The 24,561-nt window shown below is 69.2% G+C and carries 24 protein-coding genes and 1 riboswitch; of the genes, 14 read left to right on the top strand and 10 right to left on the bottom strand.

What is annotated here, in order from left to right; all coding sequences use genetic code 11:
* Positions 1-3: 3 nt before the first annotated feature.
* The gene (gene tkt / locus DYE07_RS01730; RefSeq protein WP_074045297.1) at positions 4-2,151 is read right to left on the bottom strand and encodes a transketolase; all 2,148 of its coding nucleotides are present in this window, start codon (positions 2,149-2,151) and stop codon (positions 4-6) included.
* 121 nt (positions 2,152-2,272) lie between these two features.
* Here tkt and DYE07_RS01735 point away from each other — a divergent pair, with 121 nt between their 5' ends.
* Positions 2,273-3,250 carry a heme o synthase gene (locus DYE07_RS01735; protein WP_074045298.1) on the top strand — a complete coding sequence of 326 codons (978 nt, stop codon included), beginning with the start codon at positions 2,273-2,275 and terminating at the stop codon, positions 3,248-3,250.
* A 212-nt stretch (positions 3,251-3,462) separates the two neighbouring features.
* On the opposite strand, the gene DYE07_RS01740 is transcribed toward DYE07_RS01735, so the two are convergent.
* The 3 genes from DYE07_RS01740 to DYE07_RS01750 all read right to left on the bottom strand — a co-directional run bounded on the left by DYE07_RS01740 (position 3,463) and on the right by DYE07_RS01750 (position 6,124).
* Positions 3,463-4,410 carry a COX15/CtaA family protein gene (locus tag DYE07_RS01740; RefSeq protein ID WP_237723727.1) on the bottom strand — a complete coding sequence of 316 codons (948 nt, stop codon included), beginning with the start codon at positions 4,408-4,410 and terminating at the stop codon, positions 3,463-3,465.
* 134 nt (positions 4,411-4,544) lie between these two features.
* Positions 4,545-5,384, bottom strand: a complete 840-nt coding sequence (locus DYE07_RS01745; protein ID WP_083607145.1) for an ABC transporter permease — start codon at positions 5,382-5,384, stop codon at positions 4,545-4,547.
* Positions 5,381-6,124: an ABC transporter ATP-binding protein gene (locus DYE07_RS01750; RefSeq protein WP_115296206.1), complete on the bottom strand. Its 744-nt coding sequence runs from the start codon at positions 6,122-6,124 to the stop codon at positions 5,381-5,383. Before DYE07_RS01750 ends, DYE07_RS01745 begins: the two co-directional genes overlap by 4 nt.
* Before the next feature lie 151 nt (positions 6,125-6,275).
* Here DYE07_RS01750 and DYE07_RS01755 point away from each other — a divergent pair, with 151 nt between their 5' ends.
* From DYE07_RS01755 to DYE07_RS01790, 8 genes are read left to right on the top strand one after another with little or no spacing between them, the layout of a single operon-like run.
* Positions 6,276-7,091, top strand: coding sequence for a helix-turn-helix transcriptional regulator (locus DYE07_RS01755; protein WP_074045300.1), 816 nt, complete (start codon positions 6,276-6,278; stop codon positions 7,089-7,091).
* A complete protein-coding gene (gene sufB, locus DYE07_RS01760) occupies positions 7,088-8,506 on the top strand; it encodes a Fe-S cluster assembly protein SufB (protein WP_115296207.1) in 1,419 nt (472 codons plus the stop codon). The genes DYE07_RS01755 and sufB overlap by 4 nt, the downstream gene beginning before the upstream one ends.
* Positions 8,506-9,717, top strand: a complete 1,212-nt coding sequence (gene sufD, locus DYE07_RS01765) for a Fe-S cluster assembly protein SufD (protein ID WP_006945352.1) — start codon at positions 8,506-8,508, stop codon at positions 9,715-9,717. Before sufB ends, sufD begins: the two co-directional genes overlap by 1 nt.
* Positions 9,714-10,040: a non-heme iron oxygenase ferredoxin subunit gene (locus DYE07_RS01770; RefSeq protein ID WP_006945472.1), complete on the top strand. Its 327-nt coding sequence runs from the start codon at positions 9,714-9,716 to the stop codon at positions 10,038-10,040. Before sufD ends, DYE07_RS01770 begins: the two co-directional genes overlap by 4 nt.
* A gap of 49 nt (positions 10,041-10,089) precedes the next feature.
* Positions 10,090-10,866: a Fe-S cluster assembly ATPase SufC gene (gene sufC, locus DYE07_RS01775; protein ID WP_038568278.1), complete on the top strand. Its 777-nt coding sequence runs from the start codon at positions 10,090-10,092 to the stop codon at positions 10,864-10,866.
* Positions 10,867-10,868: 2 nt separating this feature from the next.
* Positions 10,869-12,164, top strand: a complete 1,296-nt coding sequence (locus tag DYE07_RS01780; RefSeq protein ID WP_115296208.1) for an aminotransferase class V-fold PLP-dependent enzyme — start codon at positions 10,869-10,871, stop codon at positions 12,162-12,164.
* A gap of 1 nt (position 12,165) precedes the next feature.
* On the top strand, positions 12,166-12,675 hold the full coding sequence (sufU, locus tag DYE07_RS01785) for a Fe-S cluster assembly sulfur transfer protein SufU (protein WP_115296209.1): 510 nt from the start codon (positions 12,166-12,168) through the stop codon (positions 12,673-12,675).
* Complete coding sequence (locus DYE07_RS01790) at positions 12,672-13,007, top strand: metal-sulfur cluster assembly factor (protein ID WP_006945372.1); 336 nt, start codon at positions 12,672-12,674, stop codon at positions 13,005-13,007. The genes sufU and DYE07_RS01790 overlap by 4 nt, the downstream gene beginning before the upstream one ends.
* A gap of 88 nt (positions 13,008-13,095) precedes the next feature.
* On the opposite strand, the gene DYE07_RS01795 is transcribed toward DYE07_RS01790, so the two are convergent.
* Positions 13,096-13,572 (bottom strand): C40 family peptidase, encoded by a 477-nt coding sequence (locus DYE07_RS01795; protein ID WP_083603764.1) that lies wholly within the window; start codon positions 13,570-13,572, stop codon positions 13,096-13,098.
* Between the two features lie 3 nt (positions 13,573-13,575).
* Positions 13,576-13,761, bottom strand: a riboswitch (cyclic di-AMP (ydaO/yuaA leader).
* 115 nt (positions 13,762-13,876) lie between these two features.
* Entirely contained in the window at positions 13,877-14,866 is a 990-nt protein-coding gene (ypfJ, locus tag DYE07_RS01800) for a KPN_02809 family neutral zinc metallopeptidase (protein ID WP_115296210.1), read from the bottom strand.
* 173 nt (positions 14,867-15,039) lie between these two features.
* On the opposite strand from ypfJ, the gene DYE07_RS01805 reads away from it, so the two are divergent.
* Positions 15,040-16,638 (top strand): ABC-F family ATP-binding cassette domain-containing protein, encoded by a 1,599-nt coding sequence (locus DYE07_RS01805; protein ID WP_006945441.1) that lies wholly within the window; start codon positions 15,040-15,042, stop codon positions 16,636-16,638.
* Between the two features lie 9 nt (positions 16,639-16,647).
* Positions 16,648-18,510 carry an ABC transporter ATP-binding protein gene (locus DYE07_RS01810; RefSeq protein ID WP_074039340.1) on the top strand — a complete coding sequence of 621 codons (1,863 nt, stop codon included), beginning with the start codon at positions 16,648-16,650 and terminating at the stop codon, positions 18,508-18,510.
* A 7-nt stretch (positions 18,511-18,517) separates the two neighbouring features.
* On the opposite strand, the gene DYE07_RS01815 is transcribed toward DYE07_RS01810, so the two are convergent.
* The 4 genes from DYE07_RS01815 to DYE07_RS01830 all read right to left on the bottom strand — a co-directional run bounded on the left by DYE07_RS01815 (position 18,518) and on the right by DYE07_RS01830 (position 20,860).
* The gene (locus DYE07_RS01815) at positions 18,518-19,288 is read right to left on the bottom strand and encodes an SDR family oxidoreductase (RefSeq protein WP_074039338.1); all 771 of its coding nucleotides are present in this window, start codon (positions 19,286-19,288) and stop codon (positions 18,518-18,520) included.
* Positions 19,289-19,355: 67 nt separating this feature from the next.
* Positions 19,356-20,258 carry an SURF1 family cytochrome oxidase biogenesis protein gene (locus DYE07_RS01820; protein WP_115296211.1) on the bottom strand — a complete coding sequence of 301 codons (903 nt, stop codon included), beginning with the start codon at positions 20,256-20,258 and terminating at the stop codon, positions 19,356-19,358.
* A 46-nt stretch (positions 20,259-20,304) separates the two neighbouring features.
* Positions 20,305-20,571, bottom strand: a complete 267-nt coding sequence (locus DYE07_RS01825; RefSeq protein ID WP_006945337.1) for a hypothetical protein — start codon at positions 20,569-20,571, stop codon at positions 20,305-20,307.
* The gene (locus tag DYE07_RS01830; RefSeq protein WP_006945365.1) at positions 20,546-20,860 is read right to left on the bottom strand and encodes a DUF3099 domain-containing protein; all 315 of its coding nucleotides are present in this window, start codon (positions 20,858-20,860) and stop codon (positions 20,546-20,548) included. The genes DYE07_RS01825 and DYE07_RS01830 overlap by 26 nt, the downstream gene beginning before the upstream one ends.
* Positions 20,861-20,973: 113 nt before the next feature.
* Here DYE07_RS01830 and fabG point away from each other — a divergent pair, with 113 nt between their 5' ends.
* The 3 genes from fabG to DYE07_RS01845 all read left to right on the top strand — a co-directional run bounded on the left by fabG (position 20,974) and on the right by DYE07_RS01845 (position 24,498).
* Positions 20,974-21,717, top strand: coding sequence for a 3-oxoacyl-ACP reductase FabG (fabG, locus tag DYE07_RS01835; protein WP_115296212.1), 744 nt, complete (start codon positions 20,974-20,976; stop codon positions 21,715-21,717).
* 69 nt (positions 21,718-21,786) lie between these two features.
* Entirely contained in the window at positions 21,787-22,548 is a 762-nt protein-coding gene (gene fabI, locus DYE07_RS01840; protein ID WP_115296213.1) for an enoyl-ACP reductase FabI, read from the top strand.
* 72 nt (positions 22,549-22,620) lie between these two features.
* Positions 22,621-24,498, top strand: coding sequence for a Mur ligase family protein (locus DYE07_RS01845; RefSeq protein WP_237723726.1), 1,878 nt, complete (start codon positions 22,621-22,623; stop codon positions 24,496-24,498).
* Positions 24,499-24,561 lie beyond the last annotated feature (63 nt).

Consider the following 24,561-nt stretch of genomic DNA (forward strand, 5'->3'; position numbering starts at 1 on the left):
GAATCACTTTCCTTCGACAGCTGCGATGGATGCTTCGGCGGCCTCGACGACCTTCGCGGGCGTGAAGCCGAACTCGGTGAACAGCGTCTTGGCGTCGGCCGAGGCGCCGAAGTGGTCGATGCCGACGACACGACCGTCCGTGCCGACGATGTCGTACCAGCTCATCGGGTGGCCGGCTTCCACGGCGACGCGCGCCTTGATGTTCTTCGGCAGCACGCTCTCCTTGTAGGAGTCGTCCTGTGCGTCGAACCACTCGCGGCACGGCATGGAGACCACACGGGTGGCAACACCCTTGGCCTCGAGTTCCTTCCGCGCCTCGACGGCGAGCGACAGCTCCGACCCCGTGGCGACGAGGATGATGTTCGGCTCGCCCTCGCTGTCGGCGAGAACGTAGCCGCCCTTGGTGGTGCCCTCGGCGGATGCGAACTCGGAGCGGTCGAGCGTCGGCAGCTCCTGACGGCTCAAGATGAGGCCGGTCGGGGCATCCGTCGTCTCGAGGATCTTCTTCCACGCCTGAGCCGTCTCGTTCGCGTCACCGGGGCGCACGACGTTGAGGTTCGGGATGGCGCGCAGCGCGCTCAGGTGCTCGATCGGCTGGTGCGTCGGGCCGTCCTCACCGACGCCGATCGAGTCGTGCGTCCACACGAACGTCGACGGGATCTGCTGGATGGCGGCGAGGCGCACCGCGGGGCGCATGTAGTCGGAGAACACGAGGAACGTGCCGCCGTAGGCGCGCGTCAGGCCCTCGAGCTCGATGCCGTTGAGGATCATGCCCATGGCGTTCTCGCGGATGCCGAAGTGCAGCGTACGGCCGTACGGGTTGCCCTTCCACGTGCTCGTCGAACGCTCTTCGGGGATGAACGACGGCTGATTGTCCATCGTCGTGTTGTTCGAGCCGGCGAGGTCGGCGCTACCGCCCCACAGCTCGGGCACGACGTCGGCGAGTGCGTTGAGCACCTTGCCGGACGCGGCGCGCGAGGCGATGCCCTTGGCGTCGGCCTCGAAGACCGGGAGGACCTCGTCGAAGTTCGCCGGCAGCTTCTTGGCCTGGACGCGCTCGAGCAGCTCCGCCGCCTCGGGGTTGGCCGACTTCCACGCGTCGAACTTCTTCGTCCACTCGGCGTGAGCGGCCTGTCCGCGCTGGATCGCCTTGCGGGTGTGCGCGATGACGGCGTCGTCGACCTCGAAGGTCTGCTCCGGGTCGAACCCGAGCAGCTCCTTCGTCGCCTTGATCTCGTCCTCACCGAGCGCGGAACCGTGGGCCTTGCCCGTGTTCTGCTTCGTCGGCGCGGGGTAGGCGATGATCGTGCGCAGGATGACGATGGACGGCTTGTCCGTGACCTTCTTGCCCTCTTCGATCGCCTCGAACAGCGCGTCGACGTCCTCGGTGTACTTGCCGCCGTCCTTCGCGGAGGCGCGCCAGTCGACGACGCGCACGTCCCAGCCGTACGACTCGTAGCGCTTGGCGACGTCCTCGGAGAAGGAGACGTTCGTGTCGTCCTCGATCGAGATGTAGTTCTCGTCATAGACGAGGGTCAGGTTGCCGAGCTGCTGGTGACCGGCCAGGGAGCTGGCCTCGGCCGTCACACCCTCCATGATGTCGCCGTCGGAGGCGATGACGTAGACGTGGTGGTCGAACGGCGACTCGCCGGCCGGCGTCTTCGGGTCGTACAGGCCCTTCTGACGGCGCTGCGCCATCGCCATGCCGACGGCGGAGGCGAGGCCCGATCCGAGCGGGCCCGTCGTGATGTCGACGCCCTTGGTGTGGTGCACCTCGGGGTGGCCGGGGGTCTTCGAACCCCACGTGCGAAGCGCCTTCAGGTCGTCGAGCTCGAGGCCCGAACCGGACAGGTAGAGCTGGACATACTGCGTGAGCGAGGAGTGACCGCAGGACAGGACGAAACGGTCGCGGCCGATCCACTCGGTGTCGGTGGGGTCGTACGTCATGAGGTTCTGGTAGATGAGGTAGGCGACGGGTGCCAGGCTCATCGCGGTGCCAGGGTGGCCGTTGCCGACCTTCTGGACAGCGTCGGCGGCCAGCAGGCGGGCCGTGTCGACGGCCCGGACGTCGATGTCGCTCCAGCCGGCCTTGTCAGCCTTCGGCAGGGCGAGTGCGTCGGAACGCTCGGGGGTGGACTGATCCGTGGTCACGGGTCTGGCTCCTTCGTGTCGGAATCGAACTCGAGGCGAGCCTAGTCCTCGTCGAGGTCGCGAGTCACCCTGAGTAGACTGGCCTGAGACGGACCCTCGTCCGCCTGCCCCGATCGCACCGATGAAGGACACCGTGACAGCGCTCGAACAGGACACGACCGTGCCGAACCGCGAGGCCACAGGCCCCGTCGGTGACCGCTCGCTCAAGGCGAAGATCGGCGACTACATCGCGCTGACGAAGCCGCGCATCATCGAGTTGCTGCTCGTCACGACGTTCCCGGTGATGTTTCTCGCCGAGCGCGGCGTACCGGAGGCATGGCTCATCGTCGCGACGCTGGTCGGCGGCACGCTGTCGGCGTCCTCGGCGAACGTGCTCAACTGCTACCTCGACCGCGACATCGACAAGCTCATGCACCGCACCGAGGGGCGACCGCTCGTCACGGGGGCGATCACGCCGCGGGCCGCGCTGATCTTCGGCCTCGTGCTCGGCGTCGCCGCGACACTGTGGCTGGGGCTGCTCGTCAACTGGCTGAGCGCATGGCTCTCGCTCGGCGCCATCGTGCTGTACGTGGGCTTCTACACGATCCTGCTGAAGCGCCGCACGTCGCAGAACATCGTGTGGGGCGGCGTCGCCGGATGCATGCCGGTGCTCATCGGCTGGTCCGCCGTCACGAACTCGGTGTCGTGGTCGGCGCTCGTGCTTTTCCTCGTCGTCTTCTTCTGGACGCCGCCGCACTACTGGCCGCTGTCGATGCGGTTCAAGGACGACTACGCGAACGCCGGCGTCCCCATGCTGCCCGTCATCGCCGAGGACGTGACCGTCGGCAAGCAGATCGTCGCCTACTCGTGGGTGACGGTGCTGACGTCGCTCGCGCTCATCCCGATCGCGCCCATGGGATGGATCTACGCCGTCATCGCCGTCGTCTCCGGCGCCGTGTTCCTGCTCGAGGCGCACATGCTGCTCAAGCGCGCGAAGGAAGGCGCCCCGTACTCGGTGCTCAAGCCGATGCGCCTGTTCCACTACTCGATCAGCTACCTGACGCTGCTGTTCATCGGCGTCGCCCTCGACCCGATCTGGTACTACGCGGTCATCCGCTGATCACACCGAGTCACCGACACGCATCGACTCACTGACGAAGCGGGCCCCACCATCTGGTGAGGCCCGCTTCGTCGTCCGGTGGACACACTCGCGATTCATGTCCACGCCTGCGATTTTCGTCCACATTCGCGGCCACCTGGTCAAGTCCGACGATTGCCGCCGCCAGCGATGAGACGGGTCGTGGTGGAGGGGAAGTCGGCGGAGCAGGCGTCTCAGGGGCGCTCGCGCAGGGAGCAGAGGGCCCAGGTCATCCACGTGACGAGCAGGCACGCGCCGAGCATGTGGAACAGCACCGGCACCCACGGCACGCCCGTGAAGTACTGGACGTAGCCGAGCACGCCCTGCAGCAGAGTGATGACGAGCAGGCCGATCCAGGTGCGTCGCGTGGTGGCAGGGCTGCGCAGGACGAACAGCGAGAGCAGGACGGCGACGACGAGCCCGCAGAACAGCATGACGGCGTCGGCGTGCAGCCACGCGACGCTCCGCGCGTCCCACCCGGTGCGGGCGGGCTCGTCGGCATCGCCGCTGTGCGGACCGGAACCGGTCACCATCGTGCCGAGCACGAGAACGACGAACGCGAGAACGGCGGCGATCTTCGCGACGACGGCGATGGGCGTCGGCACGAGCGGTCGCTTCGGCCCGTCGCCCTCGCGCCCACGCCACACGAGCCACGCGGACGCCGTGACGAGCAGCATTGACAGCATGAAGTGCAAGGCCACGATGAACGGGTTGAGATCCATGTGAACCGTGATGCCACCGACGACGGCCTGCAGCACGATGCCGAGGACGACGCACCCGGCGGGCAGGAGCAGGCGACGACGCGTGCGAGCCCAGAAGAAGATGCCCAGGCACAGCGCGATGGCGACGATACCGACGACGCCCGTCAGCGTCCGGTTGCCGAACTCGATGTACTTGTGCCAGGACTGTTCCTGCTCCGGCACCGGCGTGTACGAGCCGGGAACGCACTGCGGCCATGTCGGGCACCCGAGCCCCGAACCGGTGAGACGCACGAGCCCACCCGTCACGACGATGCCGATCTCGACGACCAGGTTGAGCCAGAACAGCCGCTTCAACCACGGGTTGACGGGACGAGATTCAGGAGGCGCGACGGGCGCGGCGCCAACGGCCGCGTCGGACGTCATCGGGGAGGAGTGAGTCACGACATCCAAGCGTAGTGGGCGCCCATCACAGATCGGACGCCCGGGCGCGCCTGGGGCGGGGGACCTTCGTCACCACCTGCCGGAGCCACGTGGGCGCTAGGCACAGGCTCGCTTGCCACGCAGCAGGGAAAATTTCAGTCGGACCAGCGGAACAACCGCGACGCGGCGAACGTCAGCACAGCACCCCAGATGACGAGCACGACGAGGGGGAGCGCCAGCGGTCCCGAGCCGGTGAGCGCCGAGCGCAGACCGTCGCCGAGCGCGCCGGTGGGCAGGAAGCGCGCGATCGGCTCCCACCACGACGGGTACTGCGTGGTCGCGAGCAGCAGGCCACCGCCGACGGCGAGCAGGACCCACAGCAGGTTTGCGACGACGAGGACACCCTCGGCGCGGATCCGGCCCGCGACGACGAGAGCGAGCGCGACGAATACCCAGCACGCGAGCAGCAGGAACACGATGGCGAGCGGCACGCCCACCCAGTGCGGGTGCCAGCCGAGCACGAGCCCGAGCCCGCCGAGGACGAGCGTCTGCACCGCGACGACACCGGCGACCGCCACCGCCTTGGCGACGAGCAAGCCGCGGCTGCCGAGGGGCGTCACACCGAGCAGTCGCAGCACGCCGTAGCGTCGGTCGAAGCCCGTCGCGATGGCCTGGCCGGTGAACGCCGTCGACACCACGGCGAGCGCGAGGATGCCCGGCGTCGCGAGGTCGATCCGGCGCCCCGGGCCGAGATCCGGCGTCGAGGCGAAGTGCAGTCCGAGCAGGGCCATCGCCGGGAGCAGCAAGGAGACGAGCAGCTGCTCGCCGTTCGCGAGCAACGTGCGGCCCTCGAACGCCGCCTGGGCGCGCATCCGTCGGCCGGGCGCAGCCGCCCGGGTCGTCGCGTCAGCAGCCATCGAGCGCTTGGAGGGCACCTCGGCCATCGATGTCGTCGAGGACGCCGACGTCGCCGGGGTCGAATCGGGGCGGGTCATCGCGCGGCCTCCGTCAGGTCGAAGTAGACGTCCTCGAGGTCACGCCCGTGGGTGACCGCATCCAGCGTGCCCTGCGCCACGCACGTTCCCGCGTTCATGATGACGACGTGGTCGGCGAGGCGTTCAGCCTCCTCGAACGAATGCGTCGTGACGACGACGCTCGCGCCGCGGTCGCGTTCGTCGCTGATGATCGCCCACACCTCGCGGCGGGCGTGCGGGTCGAGGCCGGCGGTGGGTTCGTCGAGGAACAGCAGGTCGGGCTGCCCCACCATCGCCGCCGCGAGTGCGACCCGCTGGCGCTGGCCCCCGGACAGGCGTCGCACGCTCGTGCGGTTGTACGACGGGATCTCCAGGCGCGCGGCGAGCTCGTCGACGTCGCGGGGGGCGCGGTAGAACGACGCGAGGTGACGCAGCAGCGCCATCGGCTTGGTTCCCATCGGCAGCCCGCCGTCCTGCAGCATGACACCGACGCGCGCGCGATGATCGGCATCGGCGTTCCACGGTTCGACCCCGAGCACCTGGATGCTGCCCGAATCGGGGCGCCGCAGCCCCTCTGCCATCTCGATGACGCTCGTCTTGCCCGCGCCGTTGCGGCCGAGAACGGCCGTCACTCGACCGGCGGGAGCGCTCCACGACAGCCCGCGCAGGGCGGGGTTGCCGGAGTAGGCGTGCGTGACGTCGCGGATGTCGACGGCAGCCCTCGCGGCGCCGTCGTCGGGGCTTGCGGGCAGTTTCGGCACCCGTGAAGTCTACGCGCGACCCGGCGCCGGGCCCGGGCGCGTCGACTCCCGCGTCGAGGTGAGGTGAACCTCAGTTTCACTCTCCGAGGGAATTACGCAACATTGGTGTTGTTAATTTAGGTGTGAGCCGTTCACGCGAAGGAGGTCGACCATGAACACGCCCACGAACGTGAGCACGCAGCAGGCGGCCTCGAACGCAACGGCACCGGCCACCTCGACCCGCGAACGCGTCCGTACGGCCGTCTCCGAGCACGGCCCCGTGACGGCGGCCGAGCTGGGGCAGCGGATGAACCTCACGCCCGCGGCCATGCGCCGTCACCTCGACGCTCTGCTCGCTGACGGCCTCATCGCCGAACGCGAGGCCCCGACGACAGGTGCACGCCGGCGCGGTCGCCCTGCGCGCGCCTACGTCCTCACCGAAGCCGGCCACGGCGCGATGCCCGACGGCTACGATGCTCTCGCCTCGCAGGTCATCGAGCACCTCATCGAGCTCGGGGGAGAGCAGGCACTCGTCGCCGTCGCGCAGGAACGTGCCCGCGAGCTGGCCCACAGCGTCCGTCCCGCCGTCGAGGCCGCCGGTGACGACCCCGACGCCCGCGCCGACGCCCTCGCACGCGCCCTGTCCCGTCAGGGCTTTGCCGCCTCGACGCGTCCCGTCGCGGAGGGAACCCCGCTCGCCGGCGTACAGCTGTGCCAGGGGCACTGCCCGGTGCAGCACGTCGCGGCGAGCCACCCCGAGTTCTGCGAGGCCGAGCGTGCCGCGTTCTCCGAGGTCCTGGGCGTGCACGTGCAGCGCCTGGCCTCCCTCGCGCACGGTGACCACGTCTGCACGACGTTCATCCCGACGCCCGCCGTGCCACGAGTGCAGGACGCCGGCCCGCCAGGACCGCACGCCGCGCCCGGCGTAAGCCGCCACCTCGACACCCCCGACCAGACCGACGCCCACCAGAAGAAGGAGCAGCGATGAGCACCATCGAAGAGCTCAACCCGGGTCTTGCCGACCTCGGCCGCTACGAGTACGGATGGGCGGACACCGACACCGCCGGCGCATCCGCGAAGCGTGGCCTCAACCCCGACATCGTCGCGGACATCTCGGACCGCAAGAACGAGCCGGAGTGGATGAAGAAGCTGCGCATGAAGTCGCTCGGCCTCTTCGAGAAGAAGCCGATGCCGAACTGGGGCAGCGACCTCACGGGCATCGACTTCCAGAACATCAAGTACTTCGTGAAGTCGACGGAGAAGCAGGCCACGACGTGGGACGAGCTTCCCGAGGACATCAAGAACACGTACGACAAGCTCGGCATCCCGGAGGCTGAGAAGCAGCGCCTCATCGCGGGCGTCGCCGCGCAGTACGAGTCTGAGGTCGTCTACCACCAGATCCGTGAGGACCTGGAGGAGAAGGGCGTCATCTTCGTCGACACCGACACGGGCCTGCGTGAGCAAGAGGAACTCTTCCGCGAGTACTTCGGCACCGTCATCCCCGCCGGTGACAACAAGTTCGCCGCGCTCAACACGGCCGTATGGTCGGGTGGCTCGTTCATCTACGTGCCGAAGGGTGTCCACGTCGACATCCCGCTGCAGGCCTACTTCCGCATCAACACGGAGAACATGGGCCAGTTCGAGCGCACGCTCATCATCGCCGACGAGGGCTCGTACGTTCACTACGTCGAGGGCTGCACCGCGCCGATCTACAAGACCGACTCGCTTCACTCGGCCGTCGTCGAGATCGTCGTGAAGAAGAACGCACGCGTGCGCTACACGACGATCCAGAACTGGTCGAACAACGTCTACAACCTCGTCACGAAGCGCGCCACCTGCGAGGAGGGCGCGACGATGGAGTGGATCGACGGCAACATCGGTTCCAAGGTGACGATGAAGTACCCGGCCGTCTTCCTCATGGGCGAGCACGCGCGCGGCGAGACGCTGTCGATCGCGTTCGCCGGCGAGGGCCAGCACCAGGACGCCGGCGCCAAGATGGTGCACGCCGCCCCGAACACGAGCTCGACGATCGTGTCGAAGTCCGTCGCCCGTGGCGGTGGCCGTACGTCGTACCGCGGTCTCGTGCAGGTGCTCGAGGGCGCCGAACACTCGAAGAGCTCCGTCGTCTGCGACGCGCTGCTCGTCGACCAGATCTCCCGCTCCGACACCTACCCCTACGTCGACGTCCGTGAGGACGACGTGCAGATGGGCCACGAGGCGACCGTCTCGAAGGTGTCCGAGGACCAGCTGTTCTACCTGCGCAGCCGCGGCCTGTCCGAGGAAGAAGCGATGGCGATGATCGTCCGCGGCTTCGTCGAGCCGATCGCCCGCGAGCTGCCGATGGAATACGCGCTCGAACTCAACCGTCTCATCGAACTCCAGATGGAAGGAGCCGTCGGCTGATGACCGCCGAGATCTCTGAACTGGGCAAGACCTCCCAGGCCACCCTCGCAGGCCAGCACACCGACGGCGGGTTCGTGCCGGACCAGTCGCGCGCCGAGCGCAAGAAGTCGTTCGACGTCGCCGACTTCGGCGTGCCGAGCGGGCGCGAGGAGGAGTGGCGCTTCACCCCCGTCGACCGCCTCTCGCCGCTGCTGGCCGAGAAGGTCACGGACGACGACGCGCTCACCGTCACGATCGAGGGTGAGGGTTTCGAGACCGGCACGCTCGCGATCGGCGAGGCCCCGCGCGGCACCGTCCTGACGCCGGGCGACCGCGCGTCGGTGCTCGCGCACGCGCTGACGCAGGACGCGAGCCACCTCGTCATCCCCGCCGAGGCGGAGCTGACGCAGCCGGTGCGCCTGACGATCCACGGTGAGGGCGCCGACAAGCGCGCCAACGGCCATGTCGTCATCGAGGCCAAGCACCACTCGAAGGCTCTCGTCATCCTCGATCACACCGGCTCCGCGCAGGTGACGGCCAACGTCGAGATCATCACCGAGGACGGCGCCGATCTCACGCTCGTCTCCGTCCAACGCTGGGACGACGACGCGCTGCACCTCGCCGATCACACGGCCCTCGTCGGTCGTGACGCGTCATACCGCCACATCGCGGTGACGCTCGGTGGCGCCATCGTCCGCATGAACTCGAACGTCCGCTACGCGGGCCCCGGCGGCGAGGCGACGCTGCTCGGCGTCTACTTCTCCGACGCCGGTCAGCACCTCGAGCACCGCTCGTTCGTCGACCACAACGCGCCGCGCTGCACCTCCCTCGTCACGTACAAGGGCGCACTGCAGGGCGAGACGGCCCGTACCGTCTGGGTCGGTGACGTGCTGATCCGCGCCGAGGCCGAGGGCATCGAGACGTACGAGCTCAACCGCAACCTCGTCCTGACGGACGGCGCCCGCGCCGACTCCGTGCCGAACCTCGAGATCGAGACCGGCGAGATCGAGGGCGCCGGCCACGCGAGCTCGACGGGCCGTTTCGACGACGAGCAGTTGTTCTACCTGCAAGCACGCGGTATCCCCGAGGCCGAGGCGCGTCGTCTCGTCGTGCGTGGCTTCTTCGCGGACATCATCAACAAGATCGGTGTCCCCGAGGTCGTCGACCCGCTCATGCAGGCCATCGAGGCCGAGCTCGCGGCGACGCAGGAGATCGTCGAGGAGCAGGCATGAGTGAGAACGTCGAGTGGGTCAACCTTGCGAGCGTCGAGGAGATCCCGCAGCCCGGCGCGATCAAGGTCGACGTCGACGACCTCGTCATCTGCCTCGCGAAGGACTCGAACGGCGTCATCCACGCGCTCGATGACACGTGCACGCACGCGGCCGTGTCCCTGTCCGAGGGTGAGGTCGACGACGACGGCATCGAGTGCTGGTTGCACGGCTCGAAGTTCAACTATGAGACGGGCAAGCCGATGAGCCTTCCCGCGATGCAGCCCGTCAACGTCTACCCGACGAAGATCGACGGCTCGGCCGTGTTCGTCGGCATCCCCGCCTGAGCCTGGCGCCGGCGCACCCACCAACTTTTCGAACGAAGGACGAAACACCATGTCTACGCTTGAGATTCGCGACCTCCACGTCACCGTCGAGACGGAGAACGGGACGAAGGAGATCCTCAAGGGCGTCAACCTGACGATCAACTCGGGGGAGACGCACGCCATCATGGGCCCGAACGGCTCCGGCAAGTCGACCCTCGCGTACTCGATCGCGGGTCACCCGAAGTACACGATCACCTCCGGCACCGTGACGCTCGACGGCGAGGACGTTCTCGCGATGGACGTCGACGAGCGCGCCCGCGCCGGCGTCTTCCTCGCGATGCAGTACCCCGTCGAGGTTCCCGGCGTCACCGTCTCCAACTTCCTGCGCACCGCGAAGACAGCCGTCGACGGCGAGGCGCCGAAGCTGCGCACGTGGGTCAAGGACGTCAAGGACGCCATGGGCAACCTCAAGATGGATCCGGCGTTCGCCGACCGCAACGTCAACGAGGGCTTCTCCGGTGGCGAGAAGAAGCGCCACGAGATCCTCCAGATGGAGCTGCTCAAGCCGAAGATGGCGATCCTCGACGAGACCGACTCCGGCCTCGACGTCGACGCGCTGCGCATCGTCTCCGAAGGCGTGAACCGCGCCAAGGCGGAGACGAACTGCGGCGTCCTGCTCATCACGCACTACACGCGCATCCTGCGCTACATCAAGCCCGACCACGTGCACGTGTTCGTGAACGGCCGCGTCGCCGAGGAGGGTGGCCCCGAGCTGGCCGACCGTCTCGAGGCCGAGGGCTACGACCGGTACGTCAACGCGGCGGTCGGCAGCGAGGTCAAGGCCTGATCATGGCTGACGTTTCGTTCGACGCGGCGCGCGTGCGAGAGGATTTTCCCGTGCTCGCGCGCCGCGTCCGCGACGGCAAGCCGCTGGTCTACCTCGACTCCGGCGCGACGTCGCAGAGCCCCGAAGCCGTCATCACGGCCGAGGGTGATTTCTACCGGACGGTGAACGCCGCGGTGCACCGCGGTGCGCACCAGTTGTCGGAGGCGGCGACGGATGCCTACGAGGCGGCTCGTGCCACGATCTCCGGCTTCATCGGTGGTGAGGCCGACGAGATCGTGTTCACGAAGAACGCGACGGAGGCGCTCAACCTCGTCGCGTACGCCTTCAGCAACGCAGGTTTCGACGGCGCGCTCGACGGCGTCGACCCGGAGCTGGCCGAGCGGCTGCGCATCGGCCCGGGTGACGAGATCGTGATCACGCCGATGGAGCATCACGCCAACCTCGTGCCGTGGCAGGAGCTCGCGCGCCGCACTGGCGCCACGCTGCGCTGGTGCGAGATCACCGACGACGGCCGCATCGACCTCGACTCGATGCGGGCGACCGTCGGCGAGAAGACGAAGATCGTCGCCTTCTCACACGTGTCGAACGTGCTCGGCACGATCAACCCCGTCGACGAGATCAGCGCGATCGCCCGTGAGGTCGGTGCGTGGGTCGTGCTCGACGCGTGCCAGTCGGTGCCGCACATGCCGGTCGACGTGCGCGAGCTCGACGTCGACTTCCTCGCCTTCTCCGGCCACAAGATGCTCGGCCCCACCGGCATCGGCGTGCTGTGGGCGAAGAACACGACGCTCAACGCCATGCCGCCGTTCCTCACCGGCGGTTCGATGATCGAGATCGTCCGGCTCGAAGGCTCGACATACGCGCCCGCACCGCAGCGCTTCGAGGCGGGCACGCCGAATGCGGCACAGGCCATCGGTCTCGCCGCAGCGTGTGACTACCTCGACGCGCTCGGGATGGCGAACGTCTTCGCGCACGAGCAGGATCTCATCACCTACGCGCTCGAGGGCTTCGCGGCCCGGCCGTGGACCACCGTCCTCGGCCCCCTCGATGCCGCTTCCCGCACGGGCGCCGTCGCGTTCACCGTCGACGAGGTGCACCCGCACGACGTCGGCCAGATCGTCGACGACGCCGGGGTCGCCATCCGCACCGGCCACCACTGCGCGTGGCCGCTGCACCGGCGTCTCAAGGCCGTCGCGAGCAGCCGCATCAGCTTCAACGTGTACTCGACCCGCGAGGACATCGACGCGTTCTTCGCGGCGCTCGATCGCGTGCCGAGCATCTTCGGACTGGAGGTCTGAGATGGATCTGTACCAGGAACTCATCCTCGATCACTCCAAGCACCCGCAGCACGCGGGGCTGCGCGAGCCGTTCGGGGCAGAGAGCCACCACGTCAACACCTCGTGCGGCGACGAGATCACTCTGCGCGTCGACGTCGAGGGCGAGGGTGACGACGCCGTCATCAGGGACGTCAGCTACGACTCGATCGGTTGCTCGATCTCGGTCGCGTCCGCGTCGATGCTCGCCGACAACCTCGTCGGGCACACGCTGCGCGACGCGCAGGAGGTCTTCGGCGCGACGCGCAGCATGCTGACGAGCAAGGGCAAGGACGCCGGCGACGAAGAGGTCATCGGTGACGCGATCGCGCTCGCCGGGGTCTCGCAGTACCCGGCGCGCGTCAAGTGCGCGCTGCTGTCGTGGTCGGCCCTGCAGGATTCGCTCGGCAAGCTCGGCCTCGACCTCGCCGGGAGCGCCGCGAACAGCACGAACAGCGACACCACCGCCAGCAGCGACAAGGAGATCACGGCATGAGCGAGACAACCACCCCGCCCGTCGAGTCGGACGTCGAGGACGTCAAGGAGGCCCTGCGCGACGTCGTCGACCCCGAGCTCGGCATCAACGTCGTCGACCTCGGCCTCGTCTACGGCATCACCGTCGACGACTCCAAGCACGCCGTCATCGACATGACCCTGACGTCCGCGGCGTGCCCGCTGACCGACGTCATCGAGGAGCAGGTCGCGACGGCGCTCATGGACGTCGTCGCCGGCCACTCCCTCAACTGGGTCTGGATGCCGCCGTGGGGCCCGGACAAGATCACCGACGACGGCCGCGAGCAGCTGCGCGCCCTCGGGTTCAATGTCTGAGCCACCGCTACCGTACGACGAAGCCCGCCACCTCGATGGAGGTGGCGGGCTTCGCCGCGCTGTGCGGCGTGCGTCAGGATCGAACGGATCAGACGCGGCCGAAGCGGTAGGAGGAACCGGCGCGCGCGAGCTGCACACGAGAGCCGGGTCGCGGTGCGTGCCAGACCATGCCGTTGCCGGCGTAGACGGCCGCGTGGTAGGCGTAGCCACCGGAGGTGAGGAACGCAAGGTCACCCGGGCGAGCCGAAGCGCGCGAGACGCGGTACGAGGCTCGGTACTGCTGGTTGGCCGTGCGGGGGATCGAGCGACCGACCTGGCGGTAGCTCCAGCTCGTCAGACCCGAGCAGTCGAAGCGCCACGGGCCGGCCGCACCGTAGACGTAGGGGGCGCCGCGTCGGGACGAGGCGCTGGAGACGACGCGGCGAGCGCTCGCCGAGGTGACGGAGGCGCTGGCGGACGAGGCGGTGCCGACCGAGACCGCGCCCAGCGCGGAGGTGGCGAGGGCGGTGCCGACGGCGACCTTGGACGTGTTTCCCAGGAACGAGCGGCGGGACATGTTCTTCATGTCGGATCTCTCCAGGAGCGCTTACGAGGCATGACCTGTCGGGTTCGAGATCCTAGATTCTCGGCCGGCCTGAGCCGGCTTCACCCCAAGAGCCACCAAGGTGGCTCGGATGCTGGGTGCACCGCTCCCGTCGCTCCGCGCAATGCGGTGATACCTGGCCTTCGTGACGGGACTCAGCGACGAAGCAGGGCCGCACCGACGTCGGTGCGGCCCTGCAAGATTACCGTCGGCTCACGGTCGGAACAAATTGAGCGTGCAATCACTTTTGGTCAATTTTCCGACCCGTCCGAGCGTTTTCACGACCTCACTCGACGCTGTCGACGTTGAACGTGTCACACGAGTTGAGGTCGCCCTTCTCGTAGCCGGTCATGAACCACTTCTGCCGAGCCTCCGACGAACCGTGCGTCCAGCTCTCCGGCGTGACGCGACCCTGGGCCTTCTGCTGGATGCGGTCGTCACCGACGGCCGACGCCGCGGACAGCGCTGACTTGATGTCGTCGTCGGTGACCGGCTTGAGCAGCGTGTTGCCGTTCTTGTCCTTCGACTCCGTCGCGTGGGCGACCCAGATGCCGGCGTAGCAGTCGGCCTGCAGTTCGGTACGCACCGAACCCGATTCGGCACCCTTCGGATCCTGCTGTGCGCGGCCGAGGGCACCGAGCAGGTCCTGCACGTGGTGGCCGTACTCGTGGGCCACGACGTACTCCTTCGCCAGGGCGCCGCCATCGGCACCGTACTTGTTCGTCAGTTCTTGGAAGAAGGCGGCGTCGATGTAGACCTTGCGGTCGGTCGGGCAGTAGAACGGGCCCATCTGCGAGCTGGCCGTACCGCAGCCCGAGGACGTCTGCCCGCTGAAGATCACGGTCGGGACGTTCTCGTACTGCGTCCGGCCGTTCGTGAACTTCGGCAGCGCGCTGCCCCAGTAGTCCTGCACCGCGTTGACGGTGCCGACGATGCGGCAGGTGTCGTCACGGTTGGCGTCCGCACCCGTCTTGCACTGCTCGATCGCCTGCGCGACGGAGTCATTCGAACCCGACACGTCCTGCGTGTCCTGGGCATAGCCGTTGAGGCCTGAGCCGTACGAACTGCCCGATGAGCCGGTGCTGCCGCCGCCCGAACTGTCCGGCCCGCCGGTGAGGTTTGGCCCGAAAAGAGCGAAGATGAGCATGAGGATGAGACCGCCGATGCCGCCGACGACCGGGCCCCCGCCCATGCCACCGCCTCCGCCACCGAAGCCACCTGAACCGCCCGAGGTCACCTGCGAGGTGTCGAGCTGCGCGTTGTCGTTGAACGTCAAGAGAGCCTCCGTCTGTCGAGGCGGACGCTGCGTCCGCCTCCCACCATCTCTCGTAGAATACGTGGGTTGGCTTCCCGCCGCAGCGCCCTCGCCGCTGCGCGTCCCGACGCCGCCCCACACCGCCGTCGGCCCACCTCGACGCACCTGCCGCCCCTGAAGGAGCGATTTCACCCGTGATCACCGCCGAAGGCATCGAACTGCGCGCCGGCTCGCGCATCCTGCTCGAGAACGCGACGTTCCGTGTCGCCCCGGGCGACCGCGTCGGCCTCGTCGGGCGCAACGGAGCCGGCAAGACGACGCTGACGAAGGTGCTCGCCGGAGACGGCATCCCCGCAGCGGGCCGCGTCGTCACCTCCGGCGAGGTCGGCTACCTGCCGCAGGATCCACGCACCGGCGACCTCGATGTCCTCGCCCGCGACCGCATCCTGTCCGCGCGCGGCCTTGACGCCATCGCGCGCGACCTGCGCACCGCCGAGACGAACATGGCCTCCGAGGACGACGCCGTGCGCGAGAAGGCGATGAAGCGCTACACGCGCCTCGACGCCGAGTTCACCGCCGCCGGCGGGTACGCCTCGGAGTCGGAGGCCTCGTCGATCGCGAGCAGCCTCGCCCTCGACGAGCGCATCCTCACCCAGCCGCTGCGCACGCTCTCGGGTGGTCAGCGACGCCGCATCGAACTCGCGCGCATCCTGTTCTCCGGCGCGCAGACGCTGCTGCTCGACGAGCCGACCAACCACCTCGACGCCGACTCGATCCATTGGCTGCGCGACTACCTCAAGGCGTACAAGGGCGGGCTCATCGTCATCAGCCACGACGTCGAACTGCTCGACGCCGTCGTCACCAAGGTCTTCCACCTCGACGCCAACCGCGCCGAGCTCGACCAGTACAACGTCGGCTGGAAGGCCTACCTGCAGGCGCGTGAGCAGGACGAGAAGCGTCGCAAGCGCGAGCGTCAGAACGCGGAGAAGAAGGCCGGAGCGCTCATGGCGCAGGCCGACAAGATGCGCGCGAAGGCGTCGAAGGCGACCGCGGCGCAGAACATGGCCAAGCGCGCCGAGCGCCTGCTCGGCAGCCTCGAGGGCGAGCGTCAGCAGGACAAGGTCGCGAAGCTGCGCTTCCCGAAGCCGTCGCCGTGCGGCAAGACGCCGCTCATGGCCGAGGGGCTCTCGCGCTCGTACGGATCGCTCGAGATCTTCACCGACGTCGACCTCGCCATCGACCGCGGCTCGAAGGTCGTCGTCCTCGGTCTCAACGGTGCCGGCAAGACGACGCTGCTGCGGATGCTCGCCGGCGTCGACGCACCCGACACGGGCCGGATCATCGCCGGCCACGGGCTGAAGATCGGCTACTACGCGCAGGAGCACGAGAACCTCGACGTCGAGCGCAGCGTCCTCGACAACATGAAGTCCGCCGCGCCCGATCTCGGCGAGACCGAGGTGCGCAAGGTGCTCGGCTCGTTCCTGTTCTCCGGCGACGACGTCGAGAAGCCAGCCGGCGTGCTCTCCGGTGGTGAGAAGACGCGCCTGTCGCTCGCGCTGCTCGTCGTGTCCGCGGCCAACGTCCTGCTGCTCGACGAACCGACGAACAACCTCGACCCGGCCAGCCGCGAGGAGATCCTGGGCGCGCTGCGCGGCTACGAGGGCGCGGTCGTCCTCGTCAGCCACGACGACGGCGCCGTCGAGGCTCTCGAACCCGAACGCATCCTGCTGCTGCCCGATGGCGTCGAGGATCTGTGGGGCCCCGACTACGCCGACCTCATCTCGCTGGCCTGAGGAGCTCACATGTCCATGGGCGCCGGCTGGCAGATGATGCGCTCGATGTCACGCGACTCGAGCGTCAAGGATCAGCGTCTCGCCCCCGGCACGGTGCGCCGCGTGGCGGGCTACGCCCGCGGTTATCGCCGCACGATCGCGGCGTTCCTCGTCCTCGTCGTGCTCGACGCCGTCATGGTCGTCGCGTCACCGCTGCTGCTCAAGCACATCATCGACGACGGTGTCGTGCCGCGACATCGCGACGTCGTCGTGTGGCTCTCACTCGCCGTCGCGCTCGTCGCCGTGCTCAGCGCGGGCGTCACGATCACGCAGCGCTGGCTGTCAGCGCGCCTCGGCGAGGGTCTCATCTTCGACCTGCGCGCCGACGTGTTCCGCCACGTGCTCGCCCAACCCATCGCGTTCTTCACGCGGGCGCAGACGGGTGCCCTCGTCACGCGCATCAACTCTGACGTCGTCGGTGCGCAGCAGGCGTTCACGACGACGTTGTCGACGGTCGTCAGCAATGCCGTGAGCCTCGTCGTGCTGCTCGTCGCGATGACGTCCTTGTCATGGCAGCTGACGCTGGCCGCCCTTGTCCTCGTGCCGTTGTTCCTGCTGCCGACGCGCTTCCTCGGCCGCCGTCTGGCCGGTCTGACGCGCGAGCAGATGACGTTGAACGCCGAACTCGGCGCGCGGATGACGGAGCGGTTCAACGTCGCGGGTGCGCTGCTCGTCAAGCTCTTCGGGCGCCCGGACGAGGAATCGGCGCAGTACGACGCCCGCGCCGCACGCGTGCGCGACATCGGTGTCTCGATCGCCGCGCAGCGCAGCATGTTCCTCGTCGCGCTCACCCTCATGGCCTCCCTCGCGACCGCGCTCGTCTACGGCCTCGGCGGGGTGCTCGCGGTCGACGGCGCGATGACGGTCGGCACCCTGCTCGCGCTCGCAGCGCTGCTCGGGCGCCTCTACGCACCACTGACGGCGCTGTCGAACGTCCGCGTCGACGTCATGGCCGCGATGGTCTCGTTCGAGCGCGTATTCGAGGTGCTCGATCTCGAACCGCTCGTGCGCGAATCACCCTCCGCCCGGGCGCTTCCTGACGGGCCACTGGGCGTGAGGTTCGACGACGTCACCTTCGCCTACCCGGACGCCGACGTCGTCTCGCTCGAATCCCTCGAGGCGAACGTGACGGGGGACAGACGCGGGGGAGAGGACGTGCTGCGCGGCATCGACCTCGACGTGCCCGCCGGGGCGCTCGTCGCGCTCGTCGGGCCCAGTGGCGCAGGCAAGACGACGCTGACGAACCTCGTGCCGCGTCTGTTCGACCCCACGTCCGGTGCCGTGCGCGTCGGCGGGCTCGACCTGCGCGAGGCGAGCCTCGCCTCCGTCCGCGACCGCATCGGCGTCGTGACGCAGGAGGCGCACATGTTCCACGACACCGTGCGCGCCAACCTCCTCTACGCCCGTCCCGACAGCACCGACGACGACCTGGAAAGCGCCCTCCGTGCCGCGCACGTGTGGAGCCTCGTCGAGCGGCTGCCGCTCGGGCTCGACACGGTCGTCGGCGATCGTGGACACCGCCTCTCCGGCGGGGAGAAGCAGCGCCTCGCCATCGCACGGCTGCTGCTCAAGGCGCCCGACGTCGTCATCCTCGACGAGGCGACCGCGCACCTCGACAGCGAGTCAGAAGCCGCGGTGCAGGCGGCACTCGCGAACGCGCTCGTCGGGCGGACGTCGTTCGTCATCGCCCACCGCCTCTCGACGGTGCGCGACGCGGACGTCATCGTGGTCCTCGAGGCCGGCCGCGTCGTGCAGACCGGCACGCACCGGGAGCTGCTCGCCACCGGTGGGCTCTACGCCCAGCTGCACGCGACCCAGTTCAAGGAGGACTGAGCGCGCTTCAGAGCGTGCGCAGCGCCCCGCCGTCGACGGGGATCGCGATGCCCGTGAGGTAGGACGCGGCCGGGCTCGTGACGAACGCGGCGACGCGGCCGAACTCCTCCGGCGTGCCGTAACGCCCCAGTGGGATGCCCGCCTCGGCCTTCGCCTTCGACGCCTCCGCATCTCCCGTACCGGCGTCGAGGCTCTTGACGCGGTCGGTGTCGATGCGCCCCGGCAGCAGGACGTTGACGCGCCCGCCGCGCGGGCCGTACTCGTCGGCGAGGGTCTTGGCCGCCATCGCGAGGCCTGGACGCAGCCCGTTGGAGATGGCGAGGCCCGGGATGGGCGACTTCACTGACGACGACAGCACGAGCGTCACCGCCATGCCCGAGGCGGGGTCGAAGGGCGTGTCGAGCACGGCGCGGGCCATGCGCAGCCCACCGAGGAAGACGCTCTCGAACGCGTCACGCCACTGCTGTTCGCTCGTGTCCTCGAGGCGGCCGGCGGGCGGGCCGCCGACGGAGATGACGGCGCCGTCGAGGCGTCCGTAGGCTTCCTGCGCCGTGGCGACGAGTCGCTGCGCAGCAGACTCGTCCGCGAGGTCGGCGACGACGGCGCGCACCCCCGCGGGCGAGTCGAGCCGCGCGGCGGCGTCGTCGATGCGCTCCTGATCGCGAGAGGCGATGACGAGGTCGGCACCGTCAGCGGCCAGCGCCTGCGCGCTCGCGAAGCCCAGGCCCGACGAGGCACCGGTGACGACGTAGCTACGGCCGTTCAGTCCACAATCCATGTCACCATCGTGGCACGTCCGGCGCGTGTGCGGAACACGCCGCCCGCCCCTCGTGAAGGGGACGCGCTCAGGCGTCCTCCTCGTCCCAGATGCGCTGCTTGCGCGGGCGGGGTTTCTTCGCGGGCTTCTTCGTCGGGCGGGCGGGTGTCGTGGATCCGGTCTCTGTGAAACCTGTCGCCGAGGCGCTGTCACCGCCTGCCTCGGTGTCATGCGCCACCGGTGCCTCGTCCGCCAACTCCAGCGAGTCCAGGTACTCACGGCGTGCACGCAGCAGGACGAAGGCATACCCGGCGATCGCACCGAGCCACCACTGCAGCGCGTAGCTGAGGTTGATGCCGGCCGCGGAACCCTGCGACGGCCGGTCGAGCGCGGCGGGCCGCGGCGGTGTCGAGCCGTCGGCCAGCTTCTCCGAACGCATTCGGACGTACCCCTGCGCGAGCGTCGCGCCGGTGGCACGCTCCACGTCAGCGACGGAGATCGACGAGACCTGACCGTTCACCTCGGCGCGGCCCAACGATTTCTCGCTCGGGCGGACCCAGCCCGTCAGCGTCACCTCGCCCGTCGGTGCCTGCGGGATCGACGCGGGGCGCGCCGCGGTCTCGCCGTTCGCGACCCACCCGCGGTCGACGACGACCTTCATCCCGTCGACCTCGAACACGCCGAGCGTCTCGTAGCCGAAATCGCCGCCGGGGCCGGGGCGGTTGCGCACCAAGAGTGGTTCGCCGACGTAGTGGCCGCGCCCGGTGACCTGCTTCCACTCGTCCGACTTCGCCGGCGGCCGCGAGGTGCTCAGCTCGCGGCTCATCGGGGTGGGGGTCGCGTCATAGTTGGCGTCGATGCGGTTCTGGACCGTGCTCTTGTCCTCCCAGCGCCCCCACTGCCAGAACCCGGCAATGACGCACAACGTCGCCCACAACGTGGCCACGAGGAGCCAGGTCAGCCAACGTCGGGTCGTGAGAAGTCTCAGCACCGCACCAGCCTATCGACGGGCGCTGAACGTCGCGTGGGCGGCCGCCTCAGCCGTCGGTGGCGCGCAGCTCGGCCGGCCGCACGGTGTCGCGGTGGAAACCGCGCATCGACAGGAACTCGCGCAGTGTCGGCTCGTGCTCGTCGCAGGCGAGCCACACCTTGCGCCGCTCGGGCGTGTGCAGCGTGGGGTTGTTCCAGCGCAGCGCCCAGGTTGCCTCGGCGCGGCAGCCCTTCGCGCTGCAGCGCAGCGCCGGAAATGCGGTGCCGGGTTCGTCACCGGGGGCGGAATCAGCGAGGTTCGCGCGCAGATCCATGGATCTCCTTGTGTGGCACCGGTGGTGGTGTGACGGCGCCCATCGTGTCGATGCGACGCTTGCCCGTCGCGTTCGCGAAGACGACGGCGACGTACGGCAGGATCGCGGCGAGGGCGAAGAACACGAGGCTGAGAGGGCGAAGGGGTGACCAGGTGAGGACGGCGGCGATGAAGCACACCGTCCTGATGCCCATCGAGATGAGATAGCCGCGAATGCGGCGGCGCTGATCGTCCTGCGCCGATTCGGGCAGGCTCGTGGCCGAGAGCCGTCGCTGCCCCTGATCCGCCATGGCCTCACTGTATTCGAGGGCCCCCGGCTGCCCGAAACGCCCCGGATTGGTCTACCCGGGGGTAGTCGATAGCGTGCGACGAAGAACACACCGCCCCATCCCGGAAGGTCCGCATGCCCACCTCGCCCGAGACCACCAGCGCCCCGTCGCGCCGCCGCACCGTCCTCGTCACCGGGGGCAACCGCGGCATCGGGCTCGCCATCGCGCGACGCTTCCAGGCGCAGGGGGACGCCGTCGTCATCATGTCGCGCTCCGGTGAAGACGTCGAGGGCATCCCGGCCGTCACGGGTGACGTGTCGAACTCCGAATCGGTCGACGCGGCGTTCGCGAAGGCCGCGCAGATCGCCGGCGGGCCGATCGAGGTCGTCGTCGCCAACGCCGGTATCACCGACGACGGCCTGCTCATGCGCATGAGCGACGACTCCTTCGAGAACGTCGTCGACACCAACCTCGCCGGCGCCTTCCGCTGCGCTCGTGCGGCGTCGACGGGCATGATCCGGCGCAAGGGCGGGCGCATCATCTTCGTCTCCAGCGTCGTCGGCCTGTTCGGCTCCGCGGGCCAGACCAACTACAGCGCGTCGAAAGCCGGGCTCGTCGGCCTCGCCCGCTCCATCGCGCGTGAGCTCGGCGGGCGCGGCATCACCGCGAACGTCGTCGCGCCCGGCTTCATCGAGACCGACATGACGGCCGCACTGCCCGACGAGCGTCAGGCGGCGTACAAGGCGACGATCCCGGCGGGTCGGTTCGCGCAGCCCGACGAGGTCGCCGCGGCCGTCGCGTTCCTCGCCTCCGACGACTCGGCCTACATCAACGGCGCCGTGATCCCCGTCGACGGTGGCCTCGGCATGGGTCACTGACCGGCGGCCACCCGCCAGTCACCCGCGCACGCACGCCCCCAGTTCCCGCACCATCACGAAAGGCCGGCCATGGGTCTGCTCGAAGGCAAGACGCTCCTCATCACCGGTGTCCTCATGGACTCCTCGATCGCGTTCCACGTCGCGCGCATCGCGCAGGAGGAGGGCGCGCACGTCGTCCTCACGAGCTTCGGGCGCACGATGAAGATCACCCAGACGATCAGTCGGCGCCTGCCGCAACCCGTCGAGGTCGTCGAACTCGACGTGACGAACACCGAGCACCTCGACACGCTCGCCGAGCGTCTGCGCCCCCTCGTCGGCGAACTCGACGGCGTGCTGCACTCGGTCGGCTTCGCGCCCCAGGGCGCGTTCGACTTCATGAGCGCGACGTGGGAGGACGTCTCGACGGCGCTGCACGCGTCCGCGTACTCGCTCAAGGCCCTGGCCGCCGCCTGCGAACCCCTCATGTCGCCGGGGGGCGCGATCGTCGGGCTGACGTTCGACGCGAAGTTCGCCTGGCCCGTCTACGACTGGATGGGCGTCGCCAAGGCGGCGTTCGAGTCGACCAACCGCTACCTCGCGCGCGACCTCGGCCCCAAGGGGCTGCGCAGCAACCTCGTCGCTGCCGGCCCGATCCGTACGACCGCCGCGAAGTCCATCCCGGGCTTCGAGCAGTTCGAGCAGACCTGGGACGAGCGCGCGCCGCTCGGGTGGAACGTCGGCGACCCGGTGCCCGCCGCGCGCGCCTGCGCGGCGCTACTGTCCGACTGGTTCCCGGCGACCACCGGCGAGATCGTCCACGTCGACGGCGGCGTGCACGCGATGGGGCAGTAGGACCAGGGCCGGCCTCGTCCAACCCGTGTCCCGTGGGTGCGCCCCGCTCGCCGGACGCCTACGCTTTCGCCCATGACTCCTGAACCGGCGCACGCGCGAGTCGAGTTGCTCGGCAACCGTGTTCTCGATGGCCCCAACCTCTACTTCACCCGTCAGGCGATCAAGACGACCCTCGACCTGGGGGCGTGGTGCGCGGCCCCCGAGGAGACAGTCTCCGCTGCGTTTCGGGCCCTCGATTCCCGCCGCCCCAAGATCGGCGAACCAGGCGGGCCCGTGCGCGACCGGTGCGTCATGCGCCTCGCGGAGGTCGTGACGCGTCAGATCGCTCAACTGAGCGGCACGGGCCGTCTTGGCGTGCGCGTGCGCCACGGGGAGGAGCCGGGCGAGTACGTCGTCGCCTTCCCGTGGAACCGGCGCGAACGTGGCCGTGCACTGGGGCGCGCCATCGCGCGTGCCCTCGACGATCTGCTCGACACCGAGCGCGCGAACGGCGCCTGTGTGCGCGCCGCCGCCGACGTGAGAGACGCCGAGCAGGGACCGCGCGAGACGCTGCCGCGGCCGCGCGTCCCCGTCATCTCGATCACCGGCACGAACGGCAAGACGACGACGACGCGCCTCGTCGCGCACATCGCGATGACGGCCGGGCGCACGACGGCGTGGAGCTCGACGGACGGCGTCCTCGTCATGGGTGAGCACATCGAGCATGGCGACTACTCCGGCCCGGCCGGCGCGCAGGCCGTCCTCGCGACGCCGGGGCTCGAGGTCGCGGTGCTCGAGACCGCGCGCGGCGGGTTGCTCAACCGCGGCATGGGCGTGCCGTACAACGACGTCAGCGTCGTCACGAACGTCACGTCCGACCACCTCGGCAGCGGCGGCATCAACACCGTCGACCAGCTCGCCGAGGTCAAGGCGATCATCACGAAGGTGACGCGACCCTCCGGCTGGTGCGTGCTCAACGGGGACGACCCGCGCGTGTGGGCGATGCGCGTCGGCACCCCCGCCCAGCTCGTCGCGTTCACTCTCGACCCCAACGCCCCCTGCATCCGCGAGGTGCGCGCGGCGCGCGGCAAGGCGTTCACCGTCATCGACGGCTTCATCGCGTGCATCGAGGACGGCGGCATCGACATGCTCGTCAGCCTCGACGACGTACCGATGACGCTCGCCGGGCTGTCGCGCCACAACGTCGCCAACGCGCTCGCGGGAGCAGCGGGGGCGCTCGCGCTTGGCCTGCCGCGCAGCGCCGTCGTCCAGGGCCTCAAGACCTTCGCGCCCGACGCGACGCTCAACCCGGGGCGCATGAACGTCTACAGCCTCCCGCTCGGGGCAGATCAGCAAGCGAGCGTGATCGTCGACATGGCGCACAACGAAGGTGGCCTCGAGGCCCTGCTCGACGTCGGCCGCGGCCTAGTCGCGCCCGGCTCGCGGCTGCTGCTCGGCCTCGGCACCGGCGGCGATCGCAGCGACGAGATCCTCGTCGCCCTCGGCGAACTCGCCGGGCGCGGCGCCGACGTCGTCCACGTCGTGCACAAGGAGCACTACCTGCGCGGTCGCACGATGGAGGACCTCGAGAAGCACCTGCGCGATGGGCTGTCGCATGTGGGCGCGCACGCGGAGGCGAGCCACGAGACCGAACTCGACGGTCTGCGTGGCTTGCTCGACGTTGCCCACGACGGTGACGTCGTCGCCGTCATGACGCACAGCCACCAGGCCGAACTGCACGCGTGGCTGCTCGAGCACGGCGCGACGACGGACGGCCCACGCGAGATCCGCCGCAAGGTGCGGGCCGCCCGCGGCAGCGGCGACGCCCCCATCGATTCGGTGCCCGACGAGGCACGCGACGACGTCCGTATCGCCATCGACGCGCTCGAACGAGCGGCGTCGCACGACACGTCACCGAGTGTCTTCGGCGACATGGCGACGAGCCTCAAGGCACTGCTCGAGTCGCCCTGACGGCATGCTCGCCGAGGCGACCGGAACACGGACAAGCGGCCGCCACACGACGAACCCCGGCTG

Origin of the sequence: Dermacoccus nishinomiyaensis (assembly GCF_900447535.1) — a bacterium.
GTDB lineage: Bacteria > Actinomycetota > Actinomycetes > Actinomycetales > Dermatophilaceae > Dermacoccus > Dermacoccus nishinomiyaensis.

What these genes read in the sequence shown, in the direction of transcription:
- DYE07_RS01755 (WP_074045300.1), top strand. Translation starts at nt 6,276, where the DNA reads ATGAACACGCCCACGAACGTGAGCACGCAGCAGGCGGCCTCGAACGCA.
- DYE07_RS01810 (WP_074039340.1), top strand. Translation starts at nt 16,648, where the DNA reads ATGTCCATGGGCGCCGGCTGGCAGATGATGCGCTCGATGTCACGCGAC.
- sufC (WP_038568278.1), top strand. Translation starts at nt 10,090, where the DNA reads ATGTCTACGCTTGAGATTCGCGACCTCCACGTCACCGTCGAGACGGAG.
- DYE07_RS01780 (WP_115296208.1), top strand. Translation starts at nt 10,869, where the DNA reads ATGGCTGACGTTTCGTTCGACGCGGCGCGCGTGCGAGAGGATTTTCCC.
- sufD (WP_006945352.1), top strand. Translation starts at nt 8,506, where the DNA reads ATGACCGCCGAGATCTCTGAACTGGGCAAGACCTCCCAGGCCACCCTC.
- DYE07_RS01795 (WP_083603764.1), bottom strand. Translation starts at nt 13,572, where the DNA reads ATGAAGAACATGTCCCGCCGCTCGTTCCTGGGAAACACGTCCAAGGTC.
- DYE07_RS01830 (WP_006945365.1), bottom strand. Translation starts at nt 20,860, where the DNA reads ATGGCGGATCAGGGGCAGCGACGGCTCTCGGCCACGAGCCTGCCCGAA.
- DYE07_RS01825 (WP_006945337.1), bottom strand. Translation starts at nt 20,571, where the DNA reads ATGGATCTGCGCGCGAACCTCGCTGATTCCGCCCCCGGTGACGAACCC.
- fabG (WP_115296212.1), top strand. Translation starts at nt 20,974, where the DNA reads ATGCCCACCTCGCCCGAGACCACCAGCGCCCCGTCGCGCCGCCGCACC.
- DYE07_RS01745 (WP_083607145.1), bottom strand. Translation starts at nt 5,384, where the DNA reads ATGACCCGCCCCGATTCGACCCCGGCGACGTCGGCGTCCTCGACGACA.
- sufB (WP_115296207.1), top strand. Translation starts at nt 7,088, where the DNA reads ATGAGCACCATCGAAGAGCTCAACCCGGGTCTTGCCGACCTCGGCCGC.
- DYE07_RS01815 (WP_074039338.1), bottom strand. Translation starts at nt 19,288, where the DNA reads ATGGATTGTGGACTGAACGGCCGTAGCTACGTCGTCACCGGTGCCTCG.
- sufU (WP_115296209.1), top strand. Translation starts at nt 12,166, where the DNA reads ATGGATCTGTACCAGGAACTCATCCTCGATCACTCCAAGCACCCGCAG.
- DYE07_RS01790 (WP_006945372.1), top strand. Translation starts at nt 12,672, where the DNA reads ATGAGCGAGACAACCACCCCGCCCGTCGAGTCGGACGTCGAGGACGTC.
- DYE07_RS01845 (WP_237723726.1), top strand. Translation starts at nt 22,621, where the DNA reads ATGACTCCTGAACCGGCGCACGCGCGAGTCGAGTTGCTCGGCAACCGT.
- DYE07_RS01735 (WP_074045298.1), top strand. Translation starts at nt 2,273, where the DNA reads ATGAAGGACACCGTGACAGCGCTCGAACAGGACACGACCGTGCCGAAC.
- DYE07_RS01770 (WP_006945472.1), top strand. Translation starts at nt 9,714, where the DNA reads ATGAGTGAGAACGTCGAGTGGGTCAACCTTGCGAGCGTCGAGGAGATC.
- fabI (WP_115296213.1), top strand. Translation starts at nt 21,787, where the DNA reads ATGGGTCTGCTCGAAGGCAAGACGCTCCTCATCACCGGTGTCCTCATG.